We start from the raw sequence: 22216 nt of genomic DNA, 5'->3' as shown, positions 1-22216 counted from the left end.
TCGCCATCCGCAACTAATTTCCGCTATCCGCCAGTATTTTCCGCCATCGGCAACATGACCTTCACTCCATTTAATGTATAAGACACCTTGCAACCGATAAACCTATCTTTGCAGAGACTGTAAATCAATTTATCTCTATTAGAGTGTCCCGAGGAGGAGTATGATGGAAAATGTATTTGATTATGAAGATATCCAATTGGTTCCGGCCAAAAGTATTGTAAAAAGCCGTTCTGAATGTGATACATCGGTATCCTTTGGCGGTCGTCAATTTAAGCTCCCTGTCGTGCCTGCAAATATGCAGACAATCATAGACGAAAAGATTGCCATTTACTTAGCAGAAAATAATTATTTTTATATTATGCACCGTTTTGAGCCAGAGAAGAGGATCTCTTTTATAAAAGATATGAAATCTCGGGGTTTATACGCTTCTATTAGTGTTGGAGTGAAAGAGGATGAGTATAAATTTATTCAACAAGTAGCAGATGAACAGCTTTCTCCAGAGTACATAACGATTGATATCGCGCATGGTCATTCTGATGAAGTGGTAAAGATGATCAAACATATTAAGCAATACCTTCCTAATAGTTTTGTGATTGCAGGAAACGTCGGAACTCCAGAAGCAGTCAGGGAATTAGAGAATGCAGGGGCAGATGCCACCAAAGTAGGAATCGGGCCAGGGAAGGTATGCATTACAAAAATTAAGACTGGATTTGGAACGGGCGGCTGGCAATTGGCTGCACTAAGATGGTGTGCAAAGGCAGCAAGTAAACCGGTTATTGCAGATGGTGGTATTCGTACACATGGGGATATTGCCAAATCCATCCGATTCGGAGCAACGATGATAATGATTGGTTCGTTATTTGCTGGACATGAAGAATCACCAGGGGAAACATACGAGAAAGACGGACAGTGCTTCAAAGAATACTTTGGCTCAGCCTCAGAATTCCAAAAAGGTGAAAAGAAAAATGTAGAAGGCAAAAAAATGTTTGTTGCGTACAAAGGTTCACTGCAGGATACATTGACCGAAATGGAACAAGACCTGCAATCCTCTATTTCGTATGCGGGAGGAAACAAAGTAGAAGCGATCCGCTATGTTGATTATGTTGTGGTAAAAAGTTCAATCTTTAACGGTGATAAAATATATTGAGCCTAGTTAGATGAGCGAGATTTTATATTCTTGCTCATCTTTTTTATTTTTCAATCGGATCTATTGGACATTTGGAAACCAATACTGAAAAATGGAAATTAAGAAAGTCTGTTAAAACAAAGCAGAAAATGACAGGATTACAAAAAGTATAGTTGTTAAGATATACATAAGGAGTGAGCGATATGGGGATGGTCGAATCTTTACAAAAAGCATTAGACTATATGGAGGAACATTTACTAGAACAACTATCAATTGAAACGATAGCCAAACAAGCAAATATGTCGGAGTTTCACTTTCAACGGATTTTTTCCATCCTGACGGATATACCTGTTGGTGAATATCTTCGTCGCAGGCGTCTTACATTAGCAGCGCAGGAACTATCTACTACAAATTGCAAGATAATTGATATCTCCCTTAAATATGGCTATGACACTCCTGAATCATTTACAAAGGCATTTCGCAGGCAGCACGGCCTGTCACCAAGTCAAGCACGCAATCACACCGGAAAGGTAACATCTTACAACCGCCTGAGCATTCAGGTGAATTTGAAAGGAGCAGAACCGATGAATTACAAAATTATCGAAAAAGAAAGTTTTAAAGTCGTGGGAGTGAAGCGTGAGTTTTCATGCGTTAATGGAGAGAATCAAGTTATGATACCAAAAATGTGGGATGATGTTCATGCAGATGGAACAAACGAATTATTACTTCAATTAAATAATGGTCAAGTTAAAGGCGTACTTGGTGTATGTGTGGATAAACGAGATTCACAATCGCAATTAATGGATTACTGGATTGCAACCGATCATACGGGTGAAACACCTGAAGGTCTGCTGGAGTTGGAGGTCCCTGCTTCCAAGTGGGGTGTTTTCGAAGTTCATGGAGCCATGCCTGCTGCTATGCATAATGCCTGGAAACAAATATTTTCAGAATGGTTTCCATCAAATCATTATGAGCATGCCGGTACGCCTGACTTGGAAGTCTATACAAACGAAAATCCATCGAGCCCTGATTATTACTCAGAGATTTGGATTCCTTTAAAATAAATTCTACCTTGCTAGAGGGAGCGAAGATTAACTTATCGCTCCCTCTAGCATTGTACATTTTTTACTTAAGCTATCTCCGTTTTTCACTTCATGAATTACTTTTGCATTTGTCAAACTTGGAGTCAACAAAATGATACAAACTAAAAGCAGCAATAACAATTTAAACTTTTTTACCATAAATATATCTCCTTTTTTAAAAAACCTCAGGCATTAAAACAAGATAGGATTTCTAGTGTTTATTGGATATAGTCTTCCATGTAAGGCAAAAGAAATTTTACCCGTTTCTTCAGAAACAACAAGAGCAAGTGCATCGCTTTTTTCAGATATTCCTAGGGCTGCACGGTGGCGGGTTCCGACTTTCTTATCTCCAGTTACTCCTGTTGTTAGTGGAAGTACATTTGCTGCCGAAACAACTTGATTTCCTTTTATTAATACAGCCCCATCATGTAATGGGTTTCCTGGGTAAAAAATTGATCCTAATAATTTTGGCGTTACAAGAGCTCCAATTGTTGTTCCCTTTTGGATAATGCTGTCAACAGAATCACTACGTTCAACTACAATAAGTGCACCATGTCGGTTCTTCGATAGGATTTGAGCAGCAATAGATAACTCATCATATGTATCTGTAAAGGACGATAAGTAACAATTTAAATAAAAAGAAGCCGCCATGGATTCAATTTTTATTAGATTTTCTTTTACATCCTCTAAACCCCCTAATACACAGTGGTTTTCGTTACCTAGGACATTTAGATTGATTTCGAGTAAATCAATTATATTTTTTATACCATCCTCCAAATTTTGCTTTAATGGTGAAAAATCACAATTACTCTCCATGTAAAAATTCCTCCAAATATCGTTTGTCTAAAATGCCCCTAATGCCAATATTTTTTTAAATGTACAGTTAGAAATAGTATTAGTTTGGTTTTTAAAATTTATTAGCAAATAATCCATAACCAACCACACCACGGTATACGAATCAATTTCCTTGTCTCGAAAATTTTTAACCAGGTAAATATGATCTTTAATTTCTAGGAATGTATATATTCTCAAATCAGTTGAAAAATAACAATAATCTTAAGTCACTAATTGGAGTGATGACGAATGGAAAAAGGGATGAATACATATGAATTAGGAGAATTATGTTTACTTGCTGGAAAAATCATGTTACAGAGTGGGGCAGAGACTTATCGAGTTGAAGATACTATGATGCGAATTGCAAGATCCTTTGGTATTAATCACCCAAATAGTTATGTTACGCCGACTGGAATTATCTTTTCTTTATGCAGAACTGAACATACCAAATTAGTCAGAATTTCAAAACGCACTACAGATTTAAACAAAATTATTATTGTCAATGGTATTTCTAGAAAAATTAGCAGTGGGGAAATCTCAGCAGCAGAAGCTTACTCTTTTTTAACAAAAATCGAGAAAGGAAATCTTAACTATCCTATATATGTAAAGGTTTTAGCAGCTTCTATCGTTAGCGGCTTCTCCCTCATTATGTTTAATGGTGGATGGAATGACTTTTTTTCTGCATTTCTCGCTGGGGGTGCAGGTTTTTCATGTATGATTTTTATTCATCGTTTAGTAGATATCAAATTCTTCACGGAATTTTTAGCCGCTTTACTCATTGGACTATTGTCTTTATTTTTTCAAAATATTGGTTTTGGTCATGACCTTTCTAATATCATTGTATCAAGCATTATGCCATTGGTACCTGGGCTTCTGATTACGAGTGCTGTAAGGGATTTAATGGCCGGGCATCTTGTTTCGGGTTTATCAAAAGGCGCAGAAGCCACGCTAACAGCCTTTGCAATCGGGTTAGGTATTGCAGTTGTCTTTTCACTCTTTTAATATAAAAAGGAATAAATAATATGATCAAACAACTATTGAGCAGTTTCATCGTTTCAGGAGCCTTTGCAGTCATTTTTAATGTTCCACAGAAGTCTATCCTTCAATGCTGTATTGTTGGCATGATAGGAAGGCTTTTACATAGTTCTTTGGTGTATCATGATTTTGATACGGTACAAGCTACGTTAGTTTCATCTCTTTTCATTGGCGTTATAAGTCAAACATTTGCAAAGATCTATAAAATTCCAGTTATTGTATTTAGCATTTCTGGTATTATTCCTTTAGTACCTGGTGGATTAGCATATGATGCGACAAGGCACTTTGTAGAAGAACATTACAACTTAGGAATTCAGATTGCCGTAAAAGTAATTTTGACAGCTGGTGCAATAGCTGTTGGACTTGTGTTGTCCGAAGCTATTACCCAAATCTTAAAAATTCGAAAGAAGAGTCATTTACATGATTATAACGAGTGAATATTTTCGACTAAACCTGGGATAAGATTAAGACTTGTTTCTAAAAAAGGGTAGAAAAAAGAGCAGCTATTTAACTATCTGCTCTTTCACATAACATAACCTCCTGATTTATAAAAGGCTTTGTTTATCAAATGATTTTTTTTGTACTCAAAAATTCCCTTACTACTATAGCAGATTGAGGAAAGTGTAATCCTAATTGCCAAGCCCCAATCCCGCCCAAACGATAGTCAACAACCAATTGGAGCTTTCGAGCTCGAGCCCTTATGTCTTCGAACCATACAATGTGTCTCTTACCCGTTTCGTCTCTATAGTAAAAGAAAGGCTGCTGATATTCCGTAGAATATTGTATTGGCACTTGATATTTCATAGCAGTTTCAATCGCTCTAGCCACTGAAGTTGCCTCGGCACTTGCAACAGTTCCATCAGTCATTGTCCAGTCGTACCCATAGCGCGGAACACCGAGGATAATTTTATTACCTCTCATATGATTAAGAGCATATTCGATTGTTTGTCTTACCTCTCTAATAGGAGCAACAGGGCCAGGGGGACTGCTTGCTTCGTGCCAGTCATAGGCCATAATAAACACTAAATCAACAGCTGCACCAATTCCTCCATAATCATACCCCTTTAACCAAGGAATATCATCACTTGTTTTAGCCGGTACCGCAACGGATGTATAATATCCTTCGGGCCTCAATCGTTCACTTAACGAACGTAAGAAGCCACTATATAAATCCCTTTCTCCTTCACGTATCCGTTCAAAATCAATATTTACACCAGCATAGTTTTTGGTTTTGACTAGGTTATAAATATTATTAATTAATCGCTCTCTAATTTCAGGAGTATTTAAAACTCGTTTTGTTAATTCAGGATCAAATCCAGTCGTTGTCAAATTCGTAATAACAACAAGGGGTGCTACTTTATTTTCTCTTACTATCCTAATAAGTTGCACATCATTTAAAGTACTCAAACTTCCATCTTCAAGAACATGGTACTCAAAAATTCCAAAATAAGTATTAATTGGGGCAAATGTCTGAACGATCATTTGGTTTGTTTCAGGTGTAGAAGGTGTTATATAACTAAACCCTTCAGCTTCATACTTACGTCTAGGGGGCAAATATAGCCTCATTCCAACCATTAAAACATCTGATTGCAGACCGTTATACAGACGAAGAGTTTCAACCGGAATGAAACTCATTTGGGAGATGAAATAGAGCGAATCCCCAGGTTGAACAATATACATATTTGTTGGAATAAGTAAATCCTGTCCTGGTACTAATCTATCCGTTTTTAATCCATTCATTATGCTTATGCTATCCATAGAAACTTGATATTTTGTTGCAATTGAAAATAAAGAATCCCCCATTCTCACTACATAAATGAACATAGATCTACCTCTTTTCGGATATTGGTTATTAATTTTAAATATATGTATCAGTAGTTTAAGAATGTTAAGTAATTACTTTATCGGAAGTAAAGAATTTTAGTAACTCCTAGTGAGTAGAAGTCTTTAAAAGAAATCACGCTATCCAAATTGGATGGCGTGAACATTATCAGAGTCTAAATAAAAAAAGGGGAGAAATAAAGTTAATATCTCCCCCTACATATAGGTTAGCTAATTTCTTGATGATCTTTCAATTGTTCGTACACTTTTTGATAGCTGGCCGCTTCACTTATCATTCCTTTATATTGATACATCTTACTAATCTTCCAAACCGGAGAAGGATTTTGGGGCTGAAGCTCCATTTCCCAGAAGAAGCAATCAATGGCTTGATCATATTGTTTAAAATCAGCGTAATAATCACCTAGCTCCATCATCCGATCAGGATCCTCTAACAATTCAACCATATTACCGATTTTTCTAATGACGTCTAAATTAAAAGCTTGGATAGGTAATAGTTTTTCGTAAACGGCTTTTAATCCATGCCTTTCAAGCAGGACTACCACCATTTGAAAAATCTTTTGATCTAACTCCTTTGGCGCTTCACCCTCCGGCAACTGTTTCAGCAATGAAATGAATTCTTCTAAGTGGGCGATAACAAATCTAGAATCCGAATTTCTCCATATTTCAACCTGAATATCATCATAAGAAGCTGGGAGATCACCGATAAAATTCAACAACGTTAATGCTGCTTTCTCATAATGACCATTTTGGAGCATTTTTTCCATGATCCCTTTTGATTCAGGTAACTCCCGAAAAGGATTGACTTTAACCTGTGCTAAAATTTGCACCCATTCTTCCATCGTGACAAAACGCTGAGCAACGGCCGTGTACTTTTTGATGGTATCAATCTCACGAAGCTCCTTTGCGTCTTCTAACCACAGTAATAATTCAACTAACCGGTCTTGTTCATGTAAGAGATCTTTTAAAAGGGTTCTTTTTTCTGGATTAAATCGATCCTTGAAGCAATGATTTTCAACAAAAAGTGGATCTGTATCTAGAATGGAGAGTAAATTTGATGGTTGATAAAAATCGCGGTACTTATTGAAATCATGTAGATTTAATCGTTCATGTGCTGATTTCAATGCTGGGGAAAAGTCATGTAAAATTTGAACGACCTGGAAAGACTTCATAAAACTGCCGTTTCTTCTAAAGTGGAAATAAATAGTGTCAATGACCTTTACAAGCTGATCCTTTTCAAAAAACGAGTCAAGTGTGGTCGCAATATAGGCGATTTCCTGTGGAGAATATTGAGTTTCAAGCTGGGAGAAAAGCTTATTTTTATTTGGGATCGAAATGGAAAGATTGGGGATTAATGCGGTTAATAATGGATGTGGAGCGCCAATAGTCATACCTTCAGTAAATACTTTATCGATAAATGTACCTTTTTCCACCTTATCAAGCTTATTCCCGTAAATAAGGGAATTTTTGTAGTAGATAAAGTAATATCTATCGTTGTCCTCTGTTAGTACCTCCACTACTTTACTTCTAGCCCATATGGCAGATTGAACTACCTTAGCTTTAATAGCTTTATTTTTATCTTTTATTGATATTTCTGTTGGCATAAAAATTTCTGTTTCCATAACATCTTTGCCCCCTGTCATATATATAACCGATATTTGCTGTGCGAGTTATCATAAGATTTTACAAGTTAATTATATCATATACTTCGGTAAAGCGTGCTAGGACACAAAAAAGGAACGCTGGATGTTAAAGGTTATTGCTTATTTTAACGGTTATTTACCAATTTACTATCTAAATCCCCAACATATAAGACTAGCAGTACAGCATATCTTTTAATGATATAAAATGAGGCAAGGAGTGGTTAATTTGGTGGTGAAGTATAAGAATAATTGGATCCCAACAAAAACGGTGGAAGAAATGGCAAAAACTGATTACGATGTCCTTATCGTAGGATCAGGTCCAGGCGGTGGAGCGGCATTATACCGTTTGTGTGAACTTTGGAAAAACCAAGGGGCTAAAAAAATCGGGATTATTGAGAAGGGAGATAAACTTTTCCATTCTCACTCGCTCAATATTCCTACCCAGAATGTCGGTACCGCTCGAGACCAGCTGCTTCCTGACAATTCAACTCCACTAGGCAAAGTGCTGCCTCAATTTTCCGGTGCGACCATGGTATATGCCCTAGGCGGGAGATCCTTGTTTTGGAATGCGGCGACTCCTCGGCCTATTCAATCTGAACTGAATAAATGGCCGATCCATCGAAGGACATTAAATGTCTATTATGGCATGGCAGAGAAACTATTGCATACAACCAGGGACTTTGCTAAAGGTTCATCCATGCAAAATGTCATGATGAAACGGCTTCATGGTGAAGGTATTTTAGAAGCAGATGATATGCCGCTCGCTTTTGATATGACACCGTCACGACAAGGAGAAGTCCATTCAAATCCTTGGTATAGTTCAATCAATGCTCTGGCGGCTGCCAATTTTGACCGACCATATGACTTGGCTGTTAACGCTTATGCATCCCGGGTGCTTACAGGAAATGGGAGAGTATCTGGTGTCGAGGTATTTACAGCAGATAAGAGAGCCCACACAATACGAGCAAAAAATGTAATTGTATCAGCGAGTACTTTAGAAACTCCCCGTATACTGCTAAATTCCGGTATTCAGGGACCTGCAATAGGCCGTTATTTAACCGGACATGTCTCGATTATTGCAGTAGGTACAATTAGCAGAAGACAATTTTCGGATAAACTTGGCAATTTATCGATTTTGAAATTTGAGACCAGCGACTCACCATACCATATTCAAATTCTTGGACCTGATAATTATTTTTCATACCAGCAATTCGAAGATAAGGAATTAAGAGATCAACTTATCATTGCCTTTGCTTCCTTTGGAAGAGTTGAGTCCCGTGCTGAGAATAGAGTATATATTGATCCAGCAGTAAAAGATGAATTCGGTGTTCCAATGCAGCAAGTTCAATATTCTTTAAGTAACAAGGACCGGCAAACTGCTGACCTAGTAGCAAAAGGAATTCGAGAATGCGCAGATGCAATGGGAGTAACGCTTATGGAGGAAACCATGGCAGTCAGGCCGCCTGGTGCCGATATGCATGAGTCTTGTACGTGCAGAATGGGAGATGATCCTGCTACATCTGCAACAAACAGTCATGGTCAAATACATGGTGTTCAAGGGTTATTTGTAGCCGATAATAGTGTCCTTCCTAGCCTAACAGCAGCGGGACCAGTTCTTTCAAATACTGCTTTGGCAATTAGGCTGGCAGATCACATTGTTCGGCAGTCGGGATAACCCTTCTAAATATTTTAGAAGAATGAGCTAGTTTTTCTTTTGCTTTAGTAAACTATTCGGTTGAGATTTAATGCTTTCCTCTCAGCAAAAAACTCGGCATTTGGGGTCGCTTGTAAACAGCCCCAGATCCGAGTTTTTTTAATTTTAACGGCTTGTTGCGCAAATATTACACTTTTAACTAACCTGTTCTTCTTGCTCAGACTCTTCCCAACCTTTACAAACATCCACCCATTCTTTTGCATATGAGTAGCGATAAATCTCGTCATTCGTTAGTTCAATTGCAGAATTGGTACTGCCACAAGCAGGAAAAAGAGTGTCGAACCTTTTCATAGAAACATCTAAATAAACATCTAGTTCATTTTTTAACCCGAATGGGCAAACTCCACCGATTGCATGTCCGGTCTGCTCCAGCACTTCTTCCGGAGTCAGCATTCTAGCCTTGAACCCAAAGGTATGACGAAATTTCTTGTTATCGATTTTCGCATCTCCTGCAGCGACAATCAAAACGGCCTTTTCCCACTCACCTCTAAATGACAATGTTTTTGCTATGCGGGCCGGAATAACTCCAATGGTTTCTGCTGCTAAATCCACTGTTGCGCTCGATGTGTCAAATTCCATCACATCTTGTTCTTTGTCCCATTGCCTAAAATGGGCTTTTACACTTTCGATTGACATCTTGTCCATCCTTTCCTAATTGTTGTTATGGAAAATAATAACACACTTTAGTTAGGAAAAGCGAAAAGATGCTCGCTACCAAATCATAGTCCATTGCTTTTAATTGAGGACTTATGGATTTGTCCTCATCCCCCAATAAATGATTATTTTTAAAAAAGACCTCTTCATTTTAAACTGGAGAGGTCTTTACAATATTGAACTAAGCATCATTTATTCATCATAGCTTTGAATCATATTTGCGAGATGAGCATAAGCTCCTCCAGCAAGTAATGCGGAAGTAACCATTACTGCTTCTGCTAGCTCTTCATTTGAACATCCAAGCTTTACTGCATTTTTCGTATGGACATCTATACAATATGGACATTGTGTCGCATGAGCGACTGCTACAGCAATGATCTCTTTAAACTTCCCACTCAATTTGCCTTCCTTCAACGCTGTTCTACTAAACGCAGAGTACCTCCTAAAGCCTTCAGGAGCAAATTTATTTAATTGCACAAGTTTTTTTAGATTAGATCTTCGATAAAGGGAATCATCTGCTTCTGCATCCATCGCATTATGTATATGTGTACTATGTGTTACAACACCACCAGCTTCTACACCGGCAACAACAAAGACGGCTTCCACTAATTCCTCTAGAGAAGCACCTTCTGCTTTTGCACGGCGTGTATGCGAATCAATGCAATATGGGCATTTAGTGACATGAGAGATGGCAACAGCGATGATTTCTTTTTCTTTTTTACTAAGTGCACCTTCTTGCATTACTGCGGTATTAAATTCGGAAAAAGCTTGGAGCTGGTCAGGTGCTAAATCTTTAAGTTTACTTAGATTTTTTAGATTTTCTTTGTCATATAAACGGTTGGTCATCATCGACACCCTCTCTTTTAAAACTGAATATAAACCAAAGGAGCTTACTAGTAAGCCCCTTTAGTTTTAACAAATATTCATTACTTCATAATAGATTAAACAAGTACTGGTGATAATTTCTTTGCTACTTCTTTAACTTTTTCTAATCCTTCAGCAATAATAGCGTCAGCTTGAGCTGGCATTGCAGCATGACCTTCAATAATAACTTCGTCTACGATTTCCATACCGAATACCATGCCAACCACATTTTTAATATAAGTAGCAGACATTTCCATTGGTGCTGCTTCTGGTGTTGAGTAAACGCCGCCGCGTGCACTTAGGATGATTGCTTTTTTGTGTGTCATTAATTGGACAGCTTGACCATTTTCGTCATATTTGAAAGTGAAACCAGCTTGGTAAACATAATCAATGAATGTTTGTAATGGTGCTGGGATGGTTAAGTTCCATAATGGGAATGCGAATACAACAACGTCAGCTGCTGTGAGAGCGTCCATTGCTTTTTGTTTTGCAGCAAGAAGACGTTTTTCTAAATCAGTCATTTCCTCGCCTGATTCTAATTTACCAAAAGCGTTGAATAAATCTTGACCAAAGTAAGGCATATCTTCAGCGAAAACATCAAAAGTAGTGACATTTGCACCTTCTAAGTTCTCTATAAAAGTTTCATACATTTTACTTGAAACAGCTTCTGAAGCTGGACGATTATTTGCTTTAACTACTAATACATTCATTATTTTAAAATCTCCTTTTTGTCTTTGTTTTTAATATCTTCAAGTAAGATATCTCGAATTAATAATATATTAAACTACTATTCTTGTCAATCAAATACTCTTAGTAGATTTTACTTTTACTAGACATTTTCTTTTAAATAATTAGTTTGACATTTAAAATTTTACTTTATATAATTATCTCGAATTCGAGATAAAATACTTTTCTAAATTTAACATTAATAGATTGGAGAGATTACTATGTTAAGAAAAATCGACAGCAATCATATGGGTTCTAGTGACCTAGGATGGTTACGCAGTAAGTTCCACTTCTCATTCGCTGACTATTACAATCCAGACAATATTCAGTTTGGCGTTTTACGAGTAATCAATGATGATTTAGTTAATCCGCAAACAGGATTTGGAACGCACCCACATAAAAATATGGAGATTATATCCTATGTCGTAAATGGTGAATTAACGCATGGTGATAGCATGGGTAACAACAATACAATAACACGCGGACAAGTACAATATATGAGTGCAGGTACAGGTGTGTATCATAGTGAGCATAATTTAGGAGAAAATACATTACGTTTTTTACAAATTTGGATTTTACCAGACAAATATGGTCATACACCAACCTATGGTGATTTTAGATTCAATTGGGAAGAGAGAAAAAATCAATGGCTGCACATGGTTTCAGGATTAGACGGTGATGCTCCGATTAATCTTAACCAAGATACAAACATTTATTCTCTAGAATTGGAGCAAGGAAAAGAAATCAGCTTTCATGTGAGAGAAGGAAGGCAGGCTTACTTAGTACAAATAGAAGGTACATCAGTAGTTAAGGATATTGAACTCTTTGATAGAGATGGAATGGAGATTGTGGAAGAAAATATTACTATTAAGGCAGAAAAAACATCTCATATTTTACTAATAGAATTGAAAAAAGCTGAATAGGTTGATCTAAACAAAAACGTCTGATGGAATAATCATCCCATCAGACGTTTTTGTTTTCATTCACTTAGTAGTGTTAATTACTATATCGGATAAACCGTTTTATGATCTGCAAGGATGTTAATTTGCAAAAGGACAGGACTTCCGCACTATATTAAGTAAAATTAACGATAGACTTTCTTCCTGTTTTTATGAAAAGTAAAAAAAACACAAAAAAACCTAAAAATCCCCCTATAAGTCGGAACATTAAGAATTATACAATTATTATATGAAAGCGTTCTCTTCTTGGTTATTTTGCAGCACTTCAATTGAAAAGGAGGATAGGTGGAGAAAACTATTATATTGCTTTTTAAATGATCATTTATAGATGGAAAAGGGGAGAGTATGTTGGCGAAAACGTCCAAATGGAAAAAGATTGCGATTATGTTATTATCAGCGTTATTATTCGTTCCACTTGTCATTCCTCAAGCGAGTGCAAACGAGGATGTGATCGTAAAGAATGTAGAAGCGAGAGCAAAGGCAATTTTAACGGTAGATGGCAAAGAATTTAAAGATTTAAATTCGGATGGAAAACTAGATAAATATGAAGACTGGAGATTACCAGTAGAAGCAAGGGTACAAGATTTAATAGAGAAAATGACCAATGAAGAAAAGGCTGGTTTAATGCTCATTTCCTCACAGTTTATGCAGGGTGGTGGCTTTGGCACAACTAAATGCCCACCAGAAGAAGGTACACTCCTTTGTGAGACAGATACATGGAGTACAACAAATATGTGGGCACAGCCTGGTGACTCGAATTATTATTTTGATGAGCCAGTGTTAGATGCATCTGCAGCGACAACAGGGATTCTTGATCGAAACTTACGCTATTTCATCATTCGCGATAATCCAAAGGCTGATGTATTAGCAAAATGGACAAATGAGCTCCAAGAAAAAGCTGAAGGTTCACGATTAGGAATTCCTGTCGTAATGACTTCTAATCCACGAAACCATATCAACAATAACTTGGCATTTGGCTTTGCCGAAGCAAGTGGAGTATTTTCAGTATGGCCTGGTGAACTTGGTTTAGCAGCTACAAAAGATGCTGAGTTGGTTAAGGAATTCGGTCAAATTGCTGCAAAAGAATGGAGAGCTTCTGGAATCCAAAAGGGTTATATGTATATGGCTGATGTCATTACAGATCCAATCTGGGGTAGAACAAATGGAACTTTTGGTGAGCACCCTGAACTTGCGGCAGATATGATTTATGCGATTGTGAAAGGATTCCAAGGGGATCAATTAACTTCAAGTAGTGTTTCTCTAACCACGAAGCATTTCCCAGGCGGCGGAGCACGTGATGACGGGAAGGACCCACATTACTTAGATGGGAACTTTAATCCATATCCAACAGAGGGAAGCTTACTTAAGTACCATATCCCTCCGTTCAAAGCTGCTATTGAAGCAGGCACGACATCAATTATGCCTTACTATGCGTACCCAAGCAATGACCATAGTGCACCAGGTCAATTAGGCACGAATGAACCGTTCGAAGAAGTTGGTTTTGCTTATAATAAAGCGATTATTGGCACTCTATTACGTGACCAGCTCGGTTTCAAAGGCTATGTGAACACGGATACAGGTATTACAACTGCTATGCCTTGGGGTGTTGAAGATTTGACACGTGCCGAAAGAGTGGCCTATGCATTAAAAGCTGGAGTGAACATTTTCTCTGGTGAAGCAGATCCTCAATATATACTTAAGGCAGTCGAAGATGAACCTGAACTAATCAACTTTGTGGATGATTCAGTTCGATTCTTACTAACAGAAATGATGAAATTAGGATTATTTGAAGATCCTTACGTGGATCCAACAAATGCAGTTAAGGTTGCGTCTAATCCTGAATCTCAGAAACTTGCAGATGAAGCACACCGTAAATCAGTCGTTCTTTTACGTAATGACGAAAAACTACTTCCAATAAATAATGGCCAAATCAAAAAGGTTAAGCTTTATGTGGAAGTATTCACAAGAAGTAATGCAAAAGGTAGTTCAGAAGCTTTAAGAAAAACGATTGCAAACTACGACAAGTCGATTCAGGTTGTCGATAATTTGGAGGATGCAACACATGCATTGGTTTGGGTACATCCAAACAATACAACAGCAAATCCTTCTATTAAATTAGGACCTGAAACAGGAATCGCAAATGTAGATCGCATTGTAGAAATTCAAAAGACAGTTCCTACAATTACAGCGATTAACATGACAAATCCATGGTTAATTGATGAAATTGAACCAAATGCTGCTGCAGTCATTAGTACATTTGGAGTTAAGGCGGAAGCATTGGTTGATGTCATTCGTGGTAAATTTAATCCAACTGGAAAGCTACCATTCACAATTCCTGCTGACCAAGAGGCGGTAGATAATGAAAATGGCGACATTCCTGGATATGAAGAAGACCCATCTTATGTGTACAAAAACAAAGCTGGGCAGGAGTATTGGTTTGGATTTGGACTTTCCTACAATCAAGGAAAAGCGGTAGGAAAACCTGATCATGCCGGCGAAACAGGAACACCTGCCCATGCCGCGAAATCCTCAAAATAATAAACTAGTTAAAAATGATTAAATTTATTTGCAACTACTAAATAGTTTGACCCAAATAAAAAAAGTCTGGTGGAGTGTGTTTATCTCATCAGACTTTTTTATTATCATTCAACTTAAATGAGTTAATCACTTTACCGGATAGACCGTTTTATGATCTGCAAGGATTACCAATTTATTTTCATTAGGTTGAAGTTTTACTTGTGCATCAGAGGAGTAATACCAAGTCTTTTCCTTTTCCTTTGCATCAAATATATTTAATTCATCCTGAAATTCTAACACTTTTGAAGCTGTTTCCTCATCAATAGGAAGTGAAATCTGCCAGAGGTCATCCTTTTTTTCAATATCGTATATATTCGTCTGACATAGCAATCTGCTGCCAATAGAGTGTCGAATCATTAACATTAAAATTCACCCCCAGGTAAATCAATCAATAAAAAGAAACTATTTTGATTCCCCTGAATAGTAATTTCATGGATGTCCGTGATCCGGGCCGCATCCTGGGACTTTAAAACAGTATCTCCATTAATTGAAATTTCCCCTTCTATCGTAAAGACATAAATCCTCCTGCCCGCTTCCTGTTGAAAGTTTAAGGTCTTCTTTCCATCTAACTTTGATAAATAAAGGGTTAAATCTTGATGGATACCTGCCACCCCTTCAGAGGAAGTATGAGAGATTACTGGCAATAAGTTATTTTCTAATTGTTCAACATCATATGAAATATCTTCATAGGACGGTGTTAACTGTTTTTCATTCGGTGAAAACCAAAGCTGTAAAAATTGTACTTCTTCATCATTGGAAGCATTAAATTCAGAGTGAAGCACTCCCGTTCCAGCACTTATTCGCTGTATATTTCCATAATTGATAATTCCCGAGTTACCTAAGTTGTCTTCATGTTTAAGCTGCCCTTTTAAGACAATAGAAACAATTTCAGCTTCTCGATGTGGATGAATTCCAAAGCCGCGCCCAGCTTGGACGGTGTCATCGTTAAAGACACGCAGTGGACCAAATCGTATATTAGAAGTGTCATAATACTCACCAAAAGAAAAACTTAAATTACTCTCCAGCCATTCATTTTTTACAGTGTATCGCGAACCTGCAGGATAAACTTGAATCAACATCTAACACTCCCAGTGTAAATTTTTTCATTCTTCCAAAACAAAAAGTTGGAAAATATAACAGGATTGCTTCTGCTATATGCTCCAACTCCATCTTACTTAGAATTTCCTCATGCTTGATATTTTTTAATCAGATCAACAAACGCGTTAACGAATGATTGGAAGAATTGGACCGTTCCTTGATCTTTAATTTTGCCGGTTTCATCAAATAAAGCTGAAACATTGCCAATATAGGCTTCCGGCTGTTGAAGGATTGGCATATTTAAGAAAACTAGAGATTGTCGTAAATGGTGGTTTGCACCAAAGCCACTCAAGTTACCAGGAGACTGGCTGATTATGGCTGCCGGCTTATTGTTCCATACGCTGGCTCCATATGGACGAGATCCTACATCTAATGCATTCTTAATGACTGCTGGTACCGAACGGTTATATTCGGGAGTTACAAATAAAATAGCATCCATTTCTTTAACTTTATTACGGAAAGTGGTATACGCTTCCGGTACATTGTTTTCATCATCATAGTCTTGATTATATAAAGGCAGATTTCCAATTTCGATAATTTCCGCCTTATATCCTTCAGGGAACAAATTTGCAACATTAGCGGCAATTTTTTTAGAAAAAGAATCTTTCCGTAGAGAACCAAGTAATATACCAATTTTCGTCATTTTACATCATCCTAACCTCTAATTATTTTTATCATTTTTCTTAAGAGTTCGTTTCTAAATTAGTTCGGTATTCGGATAGCTTTGATACTTCCGCTGGCGTTGGTGTCCGAATCAGCTGCCTATTTAGGAAAAGTTTTGTTATAACCTTTTCAAGAACAACTATGTTTACGAAAGTAGCCTTATTTTAAAGTGCTTTTGCGTTCGTTGAGTCCCTGTGAAAGATTAGTTTACTTAATGAGAATAACTTGCTTCCGTTTATCACAAGAAATATCGCAATAGCTAAGAATGCTAAGTCTAATTCATAACCGGCCATTTGACCATTTCCTAAAAACCCAATGGCTAGTTTTACTTTTAGTGTTGCTCCAATCATTAATAAGGCAAACAAAGCAGATATTATTCTTGTTGCCAAACCAATGATTAATAGGATACCCCCAATAATTTCGAGTAATGCAACTCCATATGCGGTGGCTCCTGGTAAGCCAAGACTTTCAAACCAGCCTGCTGTGTTCTCTATTCCACCTTGAAACTTTACAACTCCATGAATAAAAAATATAGCTCCTAATGTAACGCGTAAAATAAGTGCTCCAATTTCATTTTTGAACATTTTCGTATTTCCCCTTTTAGTATTAGTAAGTAATAGTAATAAAATGATTTCGATACCATGTTGCAGCTGCTTCTACTATTTCGAAAGCGTGGTAACAAAAGCTCTCGGTCTTGGAATAATACTGCCGATTAGAAACTTATAATTTTCTCTTTCAGACAATGAGGCTGGATTGATTGAAAGTAAAGAAATCATTCCCTTTCGTAAAATCAGTCTAATTCTCTCACTGTAAATGGTATCAACCCGCGTGTAAGCCGTTCTCTCTGTGATTCATACTGTGCAGGTAGCATTAATTTCTCTCCCATTGTTTCTTGCGATTCATCATGGGCAAATCCTGGAGGATCAGTCGCAATTTCAAAGAGAATTTCCCCGTGTTCTCTAAAATAAATCGCATTAAAATAGTTTCGATCCTGTACCGGAGTAACGCCGTATCCATTGGCAGCTACATACTTTTGCCAATCCAATTGATCTTGGTCATCAATTGCCCGCCAAGCAATGTGATGCACTGTCCCTACACCCATTCGGCCACGGCTATTTGAAGTTAATTTCAGATCAATGACATTTCCGATATTAGCGGAAGAACGGTAACGTGCGAAGTCTTCATCTTTACCTACTAGATCAAGTCCCATTACATTTTCTAACAAATCTGCCGTTCTATTAGGCTGCGTGGACAATAAAGTGGCTCCGCCAAACCCTTTGATGGCAACCTCTGGGGTTACCCCGCTAAAATTCCAATGATTTATTTCTCCTTCTTCTCTCTCAACAAGTTCAAGATGAAGGCCATGTGGATCATCAAATTGCAAAAATTGTTCTCCGAACCGTACCGTCTTATTAAAAGGGACTTTGAACTTTTCTAATCTATTTCCCCAAAACTCCAGGGCACCCATCGGCACAACATAGGAGGTTACTCCTACCTGACCACCACCGATTTTTCCCTGGCGAGCTCCTGCCCAAGGGAAGAATGTGATGATTGTTCCGGGTTTCCCTCCTTCATCGCCAAAATAGAGGTGATACGTGCCAGGATCATCAAAGTTAACCGTTTGTTTCACCAAGCGCAACCCTAAAAGACCTGCATAAAAATCAACATTCTCCTGTGGATGGCCTACAATCGCAGTAATATGATGAATTCCCATTGTTTTCTTACTCATTTTAGAACACTCCTTTTCATTTATGATGTCTATTAGGTGATTTCCTTATCAGACTCTCTTATTCGAGTATTTTTATAATAAAAATGCATCCAATGCATATTGTCCAGGTCCTATTAATGCTACGCCAATGACAACTGCAATGACGGTCAAATTATATTCGTATCCATTTTGAGTTGACCAGTATCCATTTGGAGCATGAACCTTAACAATAGCCATCACCATAGTAGCCGCAATCATGATACCTGCAAGGGGAGTTAGAAGACCTAATGTGAACAATAAACCTCCAATTAACTCAGCTAAACCTGCCATGAGTGCCATCATCACACCTGGTTTTAAACCGAGCGACTCCATCCAGCCTCCTGTACCCTTTAAACCATAGCCACCAAACCAGCCAAATAATTTCTGTGCACCATGAGCCATGAATGACACACCAATCACTACTCTAATTAATAATAACCCTAAACTCATCATAATATTTCCTCCTGTTTTTATCTCGATTTCGAGATATTAAATTAAAAAAATTTGTTTAACTTATAAAGCTATGAACTTCATCTAGTTGGAATATACGCATTTTACGGGGTAGGAAGCTTCGTATTTCTTCCTCATTAAACCCTACTTGTAATCTTTTTTCATCCAACATTAAGGGTCTTTTTAATATCCCTGGGTTTTCATTTATAATTGTATATAGTTCACTAAGTGAAAGTGAATCGATATTTACATTTAATTTTTGAAAAGCTTTTGACTTTGTAGAGATAATCTCATCTGTACCATCTTCTGTAAAGTGAAGGATATTCTTGATCTCATCTATAGTAAGCTTTTCCGAATGGATATTTCTTTCTTTAAATGGTATCTGATGTTCCTGAAACCAAGCTTTTGCCCTCCGGCATGAAGTACAACTAGGTGAAACAAATAATGTAACCATTTTGCCACTCCCTTTTAAATGCTATAGTCTGTTGAATTTATTTGTTCTTCAAGTATTCCAAATTCATTTATCTCGAATTGAAGATATTTTTATTATAAACCATCCTCACTATTTGTCAACAACAAATGAGAAAATAATATAAACTCTTCGTGAAATTTCTTGTGTATGAACCAAGATATAGTTCTAGGGTTATCTAGATGTAGTTATCTAAATTTTACCTATCTCTATATCAATTGCAACGCTATTTGGATGATAAAATAGACGGAAAAATTCCGCTAAATTAGTAAAACTTTTTAAAATAAGCTTAAATAGACGGAAAGTTCCGCCTATTAACTCGAAAAACGTGAAAATGAGGGGTTTTGCTTTGCATAACCGAAAAACCTCCCCTTATTTACCCCAAAACGAGCTCTATTCTGCAATTAACCGGAAACCCTCCGCTTATTTTCACTTAATTCCTAATAAAGAAACTCACCATAGCAATGGTGAGTTTTACTTTTTATATACCATTTCGGACCTCAAACGGAACCCTTTATCCTCTAGGAAACAAACATCGTCTTGTTTACGAATATTAATTTCCTCTCTTTTCAACTCTGCTATCTGCATGGCGTGCGAATCTTCCTGATTCACGCTTATTTACAGGATCTGGACGGTCCCACGGCCAGCCCCCAAACTTTGTAGTTTGATAATCCTTGAAGGCATCGCGAATTTCCTGTTCAGTATTCATAACAAATGGTCCATAGGATACGACAGGTTCTTGTATCGGCTCACCCTCTAGGAGCAGCATATAACTCTCAGATGATCCATTTGTAATCGTGATTTCCTGATCACCGGCAAGCTTCACACGGTGGTATGCTTCAATCGCTGTTTCGTCTATATTTAATGTATCTCCCTGATAAAAGTATACATTTCTCGTCATTGTCGCTGAAACTGATGGCAGGGTGAAGACTGCATCAGGCTCCATATGAATAACGGAAATACCCACATGATGATTTTTATCGTTTGCCCAAGAAGCAGAGTTTGGTTCTAAACTAGACTTGCCCATCATACTTCCAGCGACAAGTCTTACAGTCGTTTTCTGTCCATTAGCAGCCGCCGATTGTAGTTCCGGTACATCCTCAGCCCATAACATTTTATATTCTGGATCAGCGAACTTATCTTTTGCAGGTAAATTCAGCCATATTTGAAAGAATTCAAGCGGATTCCCTTTATCCTGATGGACGAGAGGGAACATTTCAGTATGCTGTGCGCCCTTTCCTGCTGTCATCCACTGAACATCACCATTCCCAAATCGACCTACGGACCCGTATGAATCAAAATGATCAATAAGACCTTCAAGAACGACGGTTACCGTTTCAAAACCTCTGTGGGGATGTACAGGAAATCCCGGAACTGTTTTGCCATGATACATTCTAAAACCATCACGCAACGTAAAATCCTCACCAAGATTTCTTCCTTCCAATGAAACGTTAGGACCCTGTTGGTCATTTCCTGGTGGATACGCATCTTTATGATGCACTGTCATTAGGAACGGATCTTCGGTCTCCCATGGAAATCCTAATTTTTGTATTTTCATGATTTTGCTATTCACTTCTATATCCTCCTTTAAAAGGCACCTTTATTCTTTAGTGAATACCTTTGTACTTCTCACAGTATCAATTGGGCGAACTAATTTTTCTATTTGTTCGCGTTTCGGTTCTAAGAATGGTGGTAAAGATAATTTTTCCCCAAGTGTTTCGTAAGGTTCGTCTCCCATAAAGCCAGGACCATCTGTAGCGAATTCAAATAATATTTGCGGTGCAACTCTTACGTACAATGACTCAAAGAAGTGACGATTTACATAACCGGATGTCTGGAATCCAAAACTACTCATCCGCTCAATCCATTCTTCTAAAACAGCACGATCCTCTACACGTAATGCCGCATGGTGAACAGTACCAAAACCTTGGCGGGCTTCAGGAAGAATGGCATTATATTCTACAATGACCGAGGCACCATTCCCGCCTTCTCCCACTTCAAATAAATGGAATGACCCATCTTTACCGGTCTCTTTAAATAATAGAACTTTTTCCATCATTTCTTTGAAGTAATCAAAATTCGCAATACGGACAAAAATTGGTCCTAAACCAGTAATGGCATACTCCAGTGGAATGGGGCCTTTTTTCCAAGGTATTCCAGATTCCACGCCTTTATTGAATTCATCTGAAATCAATTGATATTGTTGATCATCAAAATCAACGAAAGAGAGGTTTTTCTTGCCAAATTGCTCTTTGATTCCAGTATGTTTAACTTCTAAACGATCAAAACGTTTTACCCAATAGTCTAATGCTGCATCACTTGGTACACGGAACGATGTTTTTGAAATCTCGTTTGTACCATGGACGCCTTTTGGTATGCCGGGAAAATCAAAGAATGTCATGTCTGTACCTGCACTGCCTTTATCATCGGCAAAGAATAAATGATAGGTTTGAATATCATCTTGATTGACCGTTTTTTTAACTAAACGCATACCTAAAACATATGTGAAAAATTCATAGTTCTTTTCGGCACTGCTTGTAATAGCTGTTACATGGTGAATTCCTTTTAAATGGTTCATAATATATTCCTCCAAGTGTTTATTTTAAGATGTGTTTAAAAAATTATTTATTAAAGGTTATCTGATTCGGACTCAATCTGGTACGAGACCACCAAAGCTGTCCGAATGCCTCATTGATTCGGACTCGATCTCACGCAAAACCACTAAACCTGTCCGAA

General features: G+C 37.6%; 23 protein-coding genes and 1 pseudogene. 7 read left to right on the top strand and 17 right to left on the bottom strand.

The genetic code is table 11. The features are described 5' to 3' along the window. Nucleotides 1-163 precede the first annotated feature (163 nt). Both guaC and V7124_RS10780 read left to right on the top strand, forming a co-directional pair. Nucleotides 164-1147 (top strand): GMP reductase, encoded by a 984-nt coding sequence (gene guaC, locus V7124_RS10785; protein ID WP_335488844.1) that lies wholly within the window; start codon nucleotides 164-166, stop codon nucleotides 1145-1147. Nucleotides 1148-1329: 182 nt separating this feature from the next. Continuing rightward, nucleotides 1330-2190: an AraC family transcriptional regulator gene (locus tag V7124_RS10780; RefSeq protein WP_335410048.1), complete on the top strand. Its 861-nt coding sequence runs from the start codon at nucleotides 1330-1332 to the stop codon at nucleotides 2188-2190. Between the two features lie 27 nt (nucleotides 2191-2217). Here V7124_RS10780 and V7124_RS10775 read toward each other — a convergent pair whose 3' ends face one another. Together V7124_RS10775 and cdaS are read right to left on the bottom strand one after the other, a co-directional pair. Further along, the gene (locus tag V7124_RS10775) at nucleotides 2218-2367 is read right to left on the bottom strand and encodes a hypothetical protein (protein ID WP_335410047.1); all 150 of its coding nucleotides are present in this window, start codon (nucleotides 2365-2367) and stop codon (nucleotides 2218-2220) included. A gap of 33 nt (nucleotides 2368-2400) precedes the next feature. Next, a complete protein-coding gene (cdaS, locus tag V7124_RS10770) occupies nucleotides 2401-3024 on the bottom strand; it encodes a sporulation-specific diadenylate cyclase CdaS (protein WP_335410045.1) in 624 nt (207 codons plus the stop codon). A 267-nt stretch (nucleotides 3025-3291) separates the two neighbouring features. Between cdaS and V7124_RS10765 the strand changes: the two genes are divergently transcribed. Both V7124_RS10765 and V7124_RS10760 read left to right on the top strand, forming a co-directional pair. Next, nucleotides 3292-4044 (top strand): threonine/serine exporter family protein, encoded by a 753-nt coding sequence (locus V7124_RS10765; RefSeq protein ID WP_335488840.1) that lies wholly within the window; start codon nucleotides 3292-3294, stop codon nucleotides 4042-4044. Between the two features lie 20 nt (nucleotides 4045-4064). Continuing rightward, nucleotides 4065-4514 carry a threonine/serine exporter family protein gene (locus V7124_RS10760; RefSeq protein WP_335488838.1) on the top strand — a complete coding sequence of 150 codons (450 nt, stop codon included), beginning with the start codon at nucleotides 4065-4067 and terminating at the stop codon, nucleotides 4512-4514. A gap of 127 nt (nucleotides 4515-4641) precedes the next feature. Here the strand turns inward: V7124_RS10760 and V7124_RS10755 are convergent, their stop codons facing one another. Then, complete coding sequence (locus V7124_RS10755; RefSeq protein ID WP_335410038.1) at nucleotides 4642-5901, bottom strand: glycosyl hydrolase family 18 protein; 1260 nt, start codon at nucleotides 5899-5901, stop codon at nucleotides 4642-4644. 224 nt (nucleotides 5902-6125) lie between these two features. Next, nucleotides 6126-7538: a hypothetical protein gene (locus tag V7124_RS10750; RefSeq protein WP_335488835.1), complete on the bottom strand. Its 1413-nt coding sequence runs from the start codon at nucleotides 7536-7538 to the stop codon at nucleotides 6126-6128. Between the two features lie 250 nt (nucleotides 7539-7788). Between V7124_RS10750 and V7124_RS10745 the strand changes: the two genes are divergently transcribed. Further along, nucleotides 7789-9234, top strand: a complete 1446-nt coding sequence (locus V7124_RS10745; RefSeq protein WP_335410082.1) for a GMC family oxidoreductase — start codon at nucleotides 7789-7791, stop codon at nucleotides 9232-9234. A gap of 174 nt (nucleotides 9235-9408) precedes the next feature. Here V7124_RS10745 and V7124_RS10740 read toward each other — a convergent pair whose 3' ends face one another. The 3 genes from V7124_RS10740 to V7124_RS10730 form a co-directional block, all read right to left on the bottom strand. Further along, entirely contained in the window at nucleotides 9409-9909 is a 501-nt protein-coding gene (locus V7124_RS10740; RefSeq protein ID WP_335409993.1) for a YbaK/EbsC family protein, read from the bottom strand. Between the two features lie 210 nt (nucleotides 9910-10119). Continuing rightward, nucleotides 10120-10773: a carboxymuconolactone decarboxylase family protein gene (locus tag V7124_RS10735; protein ID WP_335488832.1), complete on the bottom strand. Its 654-nt coding sequence runs from the start codon at nucleotides 10771-10773 to the stop codon at nucleotides 10120-10122. 95 nt (nucleotides 10774-10868) lie between these two features. Beyond that, on the bottom strand, nucleotides 10869-11501 hold the full coding sequence (locus tag V7124_RS10730; RefSeq protein ID WP_335409991.1) for an FMN-dependent NADH-azoreductase: 633 nt from the start codon (nucleotides 11499-11501) through the stop codon (nucleotides 10869-10871). Nucleotides 11502-11738: 237 nt separating this feature from the next. Between V7124_RS10730 and V7124_RS10725 the strand changes: the two genes are divergently transcribed. Further along, complete coding sequence (locus V7124_RS10725) at nucleotides 11739-12440, top strand: pirin family protein (protein ID WP_335409989.1); 702 nt, start codon at nucleotides 11739-11741, stop codon at nucleotides 12438-12440. Nucleotides 12441-12824: 384 nt separating this feature from the next. Further along, the gene (locus V7124_RS10720) at nucleotides 12825-15014 is read left to right on the top strand and encodes a glycoside hydrolase family 3 protein (protein WP_335409988.1); all 2190 of its coding nucleotides are present in this window, start codon (nucleotides 12825-12827) and stop codon (nucleotides 15012-15014) included. A 126-nt stretch (nucleotides 15015-15140) separates the two neighbouring features. On the opposite strand, the gene V7124_RS10715 is transcribed toward V7124_RS10720, so the two are convergent. The 10 genes and pseudogenes from V7124_RS10715 to V7124_RS10670 form a co-directional block, all read right to left on the bottom strand. Further along, nucleotides 15141-15416: a hypothetical protein gene (locus V7124_RS10715; protein WP_335409986.1), complete on the bottom strand. Its 276-nt coding sequence runs from the start codon at nucleotides 15414-15416 to the stop codon at nucleotides 15141-15143. Then, a complete protein-coding gene (locus V7124_RS10710; RefSeq protein WP_335489138.1) occupies nucleotides 15416-16129 on the bottom strand; it encodes a pirin family protein in 714 nt (237 codons plus the stop codon). The genes V7124_RS10715 and V7124_RS10710 overlap by 1 nt, the downstream gene beginning before the upstream one ends. Before the next feature lie 110 nt (nucleotides 16130-16239). Next, on the bottom strand, nucleotides 16240-16794 hold the full coding sequence (locus V7124_RS10705) for an NADPH-dependent FMN reductase (RefSeq protein ID WP_335409984.1): 555 nt from the start codon (nucleotides 16792-16794) through the stop codon (nucleotides 16240-16242). A gap of 184 nt (nucleotides 16795-16978) precedes the next feature. After that, nucleotides 16979-17398: a DoxX family protein gene (locus V7124_RS10700; protein ID WP_335409982.1), complete on the bottom strand. Its 420-nt coding sequence runs from the start codon at nucleotides 17396-17398 to the stop codon at nucleotides 16979-16981. A gap of 78 nt (nucleotides 17399-17476) precedes the next feature. Continuing rightward, nucleotides 17477-17590, bottom strand: a pseudogene (locus tag V7124_RS10695) (flavin reductase family protein); the annotation flags it as partial. A gap of 14 nt (nucleotides 17591-17604) precedes the next feature. Further along, on the bottom strand, nucleotides 17605-18543 hold the full coding sequence (locus V7124_RS10690; protein WP_335488827.1) for a ring-cleaving dioxygenase: 939 nt from the start codon (nucleotides 18541-18543) through the stop codon (nucleotides 17605-17607). Between the two features lie 72 nt (nucleotides 18544-18615). Beyond that, a complete protein-coding gene (locus tag V7124_RS10685) occupies nucleotides 18616-19014 on the bottom strand; it encodes a DoxX family protein (protein ID WP_335488824.1) in 399 nt (132 codons plus the stop codon). 55 nt (nucleotides 19015-19069) lie between these two features. Continuing rightward, nucleotides 19070-19465: a transcriptional regulator SpxA gene (spxA, locus tag V7124_RS10680; protein ID WP_335488821.1), complete on the bottom strand. Its 396-nt coding sequence runs from the start codon at nucleotides 19463-19465 to the stop codon at nucleotides 19070-19072. A 568-nt stretch (nucleotides 19466-20033) separates the two neighbouring features. Next, on the bottom strand, nucleotides 20034-21053 hold the full coding sequence (locus V7124_RS10675) for a pirin family protein (protein WP_335488818.1): 1020 nt from the start codon (nucleotides 21051-21053) through the stop codon (nucleotides 20034-20036). Nucleotides 21054-21080: 27 nt separating this feature from the next. After that, nucleotides 21081-22058 (bottom strand): ring-cleaving dioxygenase, encoded by a 978-nt coding sequence (locus V7124_RS10670; RefSeq protein ID WP_335488815.1) that lies wholly within the window; start codon nucleotides 22056-22058, stop codon nucleotides 21081-21083. Between the last annotated feature and the right edge of the window lie 158 nt (nucleotides 22059-22216).

The organism is Neobacillus niacini, from assembly GCF_036961885.1.
GTDB lineage: Bacteria > Bacillota > Bacilli > Bacillales > Cytobacillaceae > Neobacillus > Neobacillus niacini_H.
The sequence above is the reverse complement of the archived record's forward strand: the minus strand, read 5'-3'. Positions and strand labels throughout refer to the sequence as shown.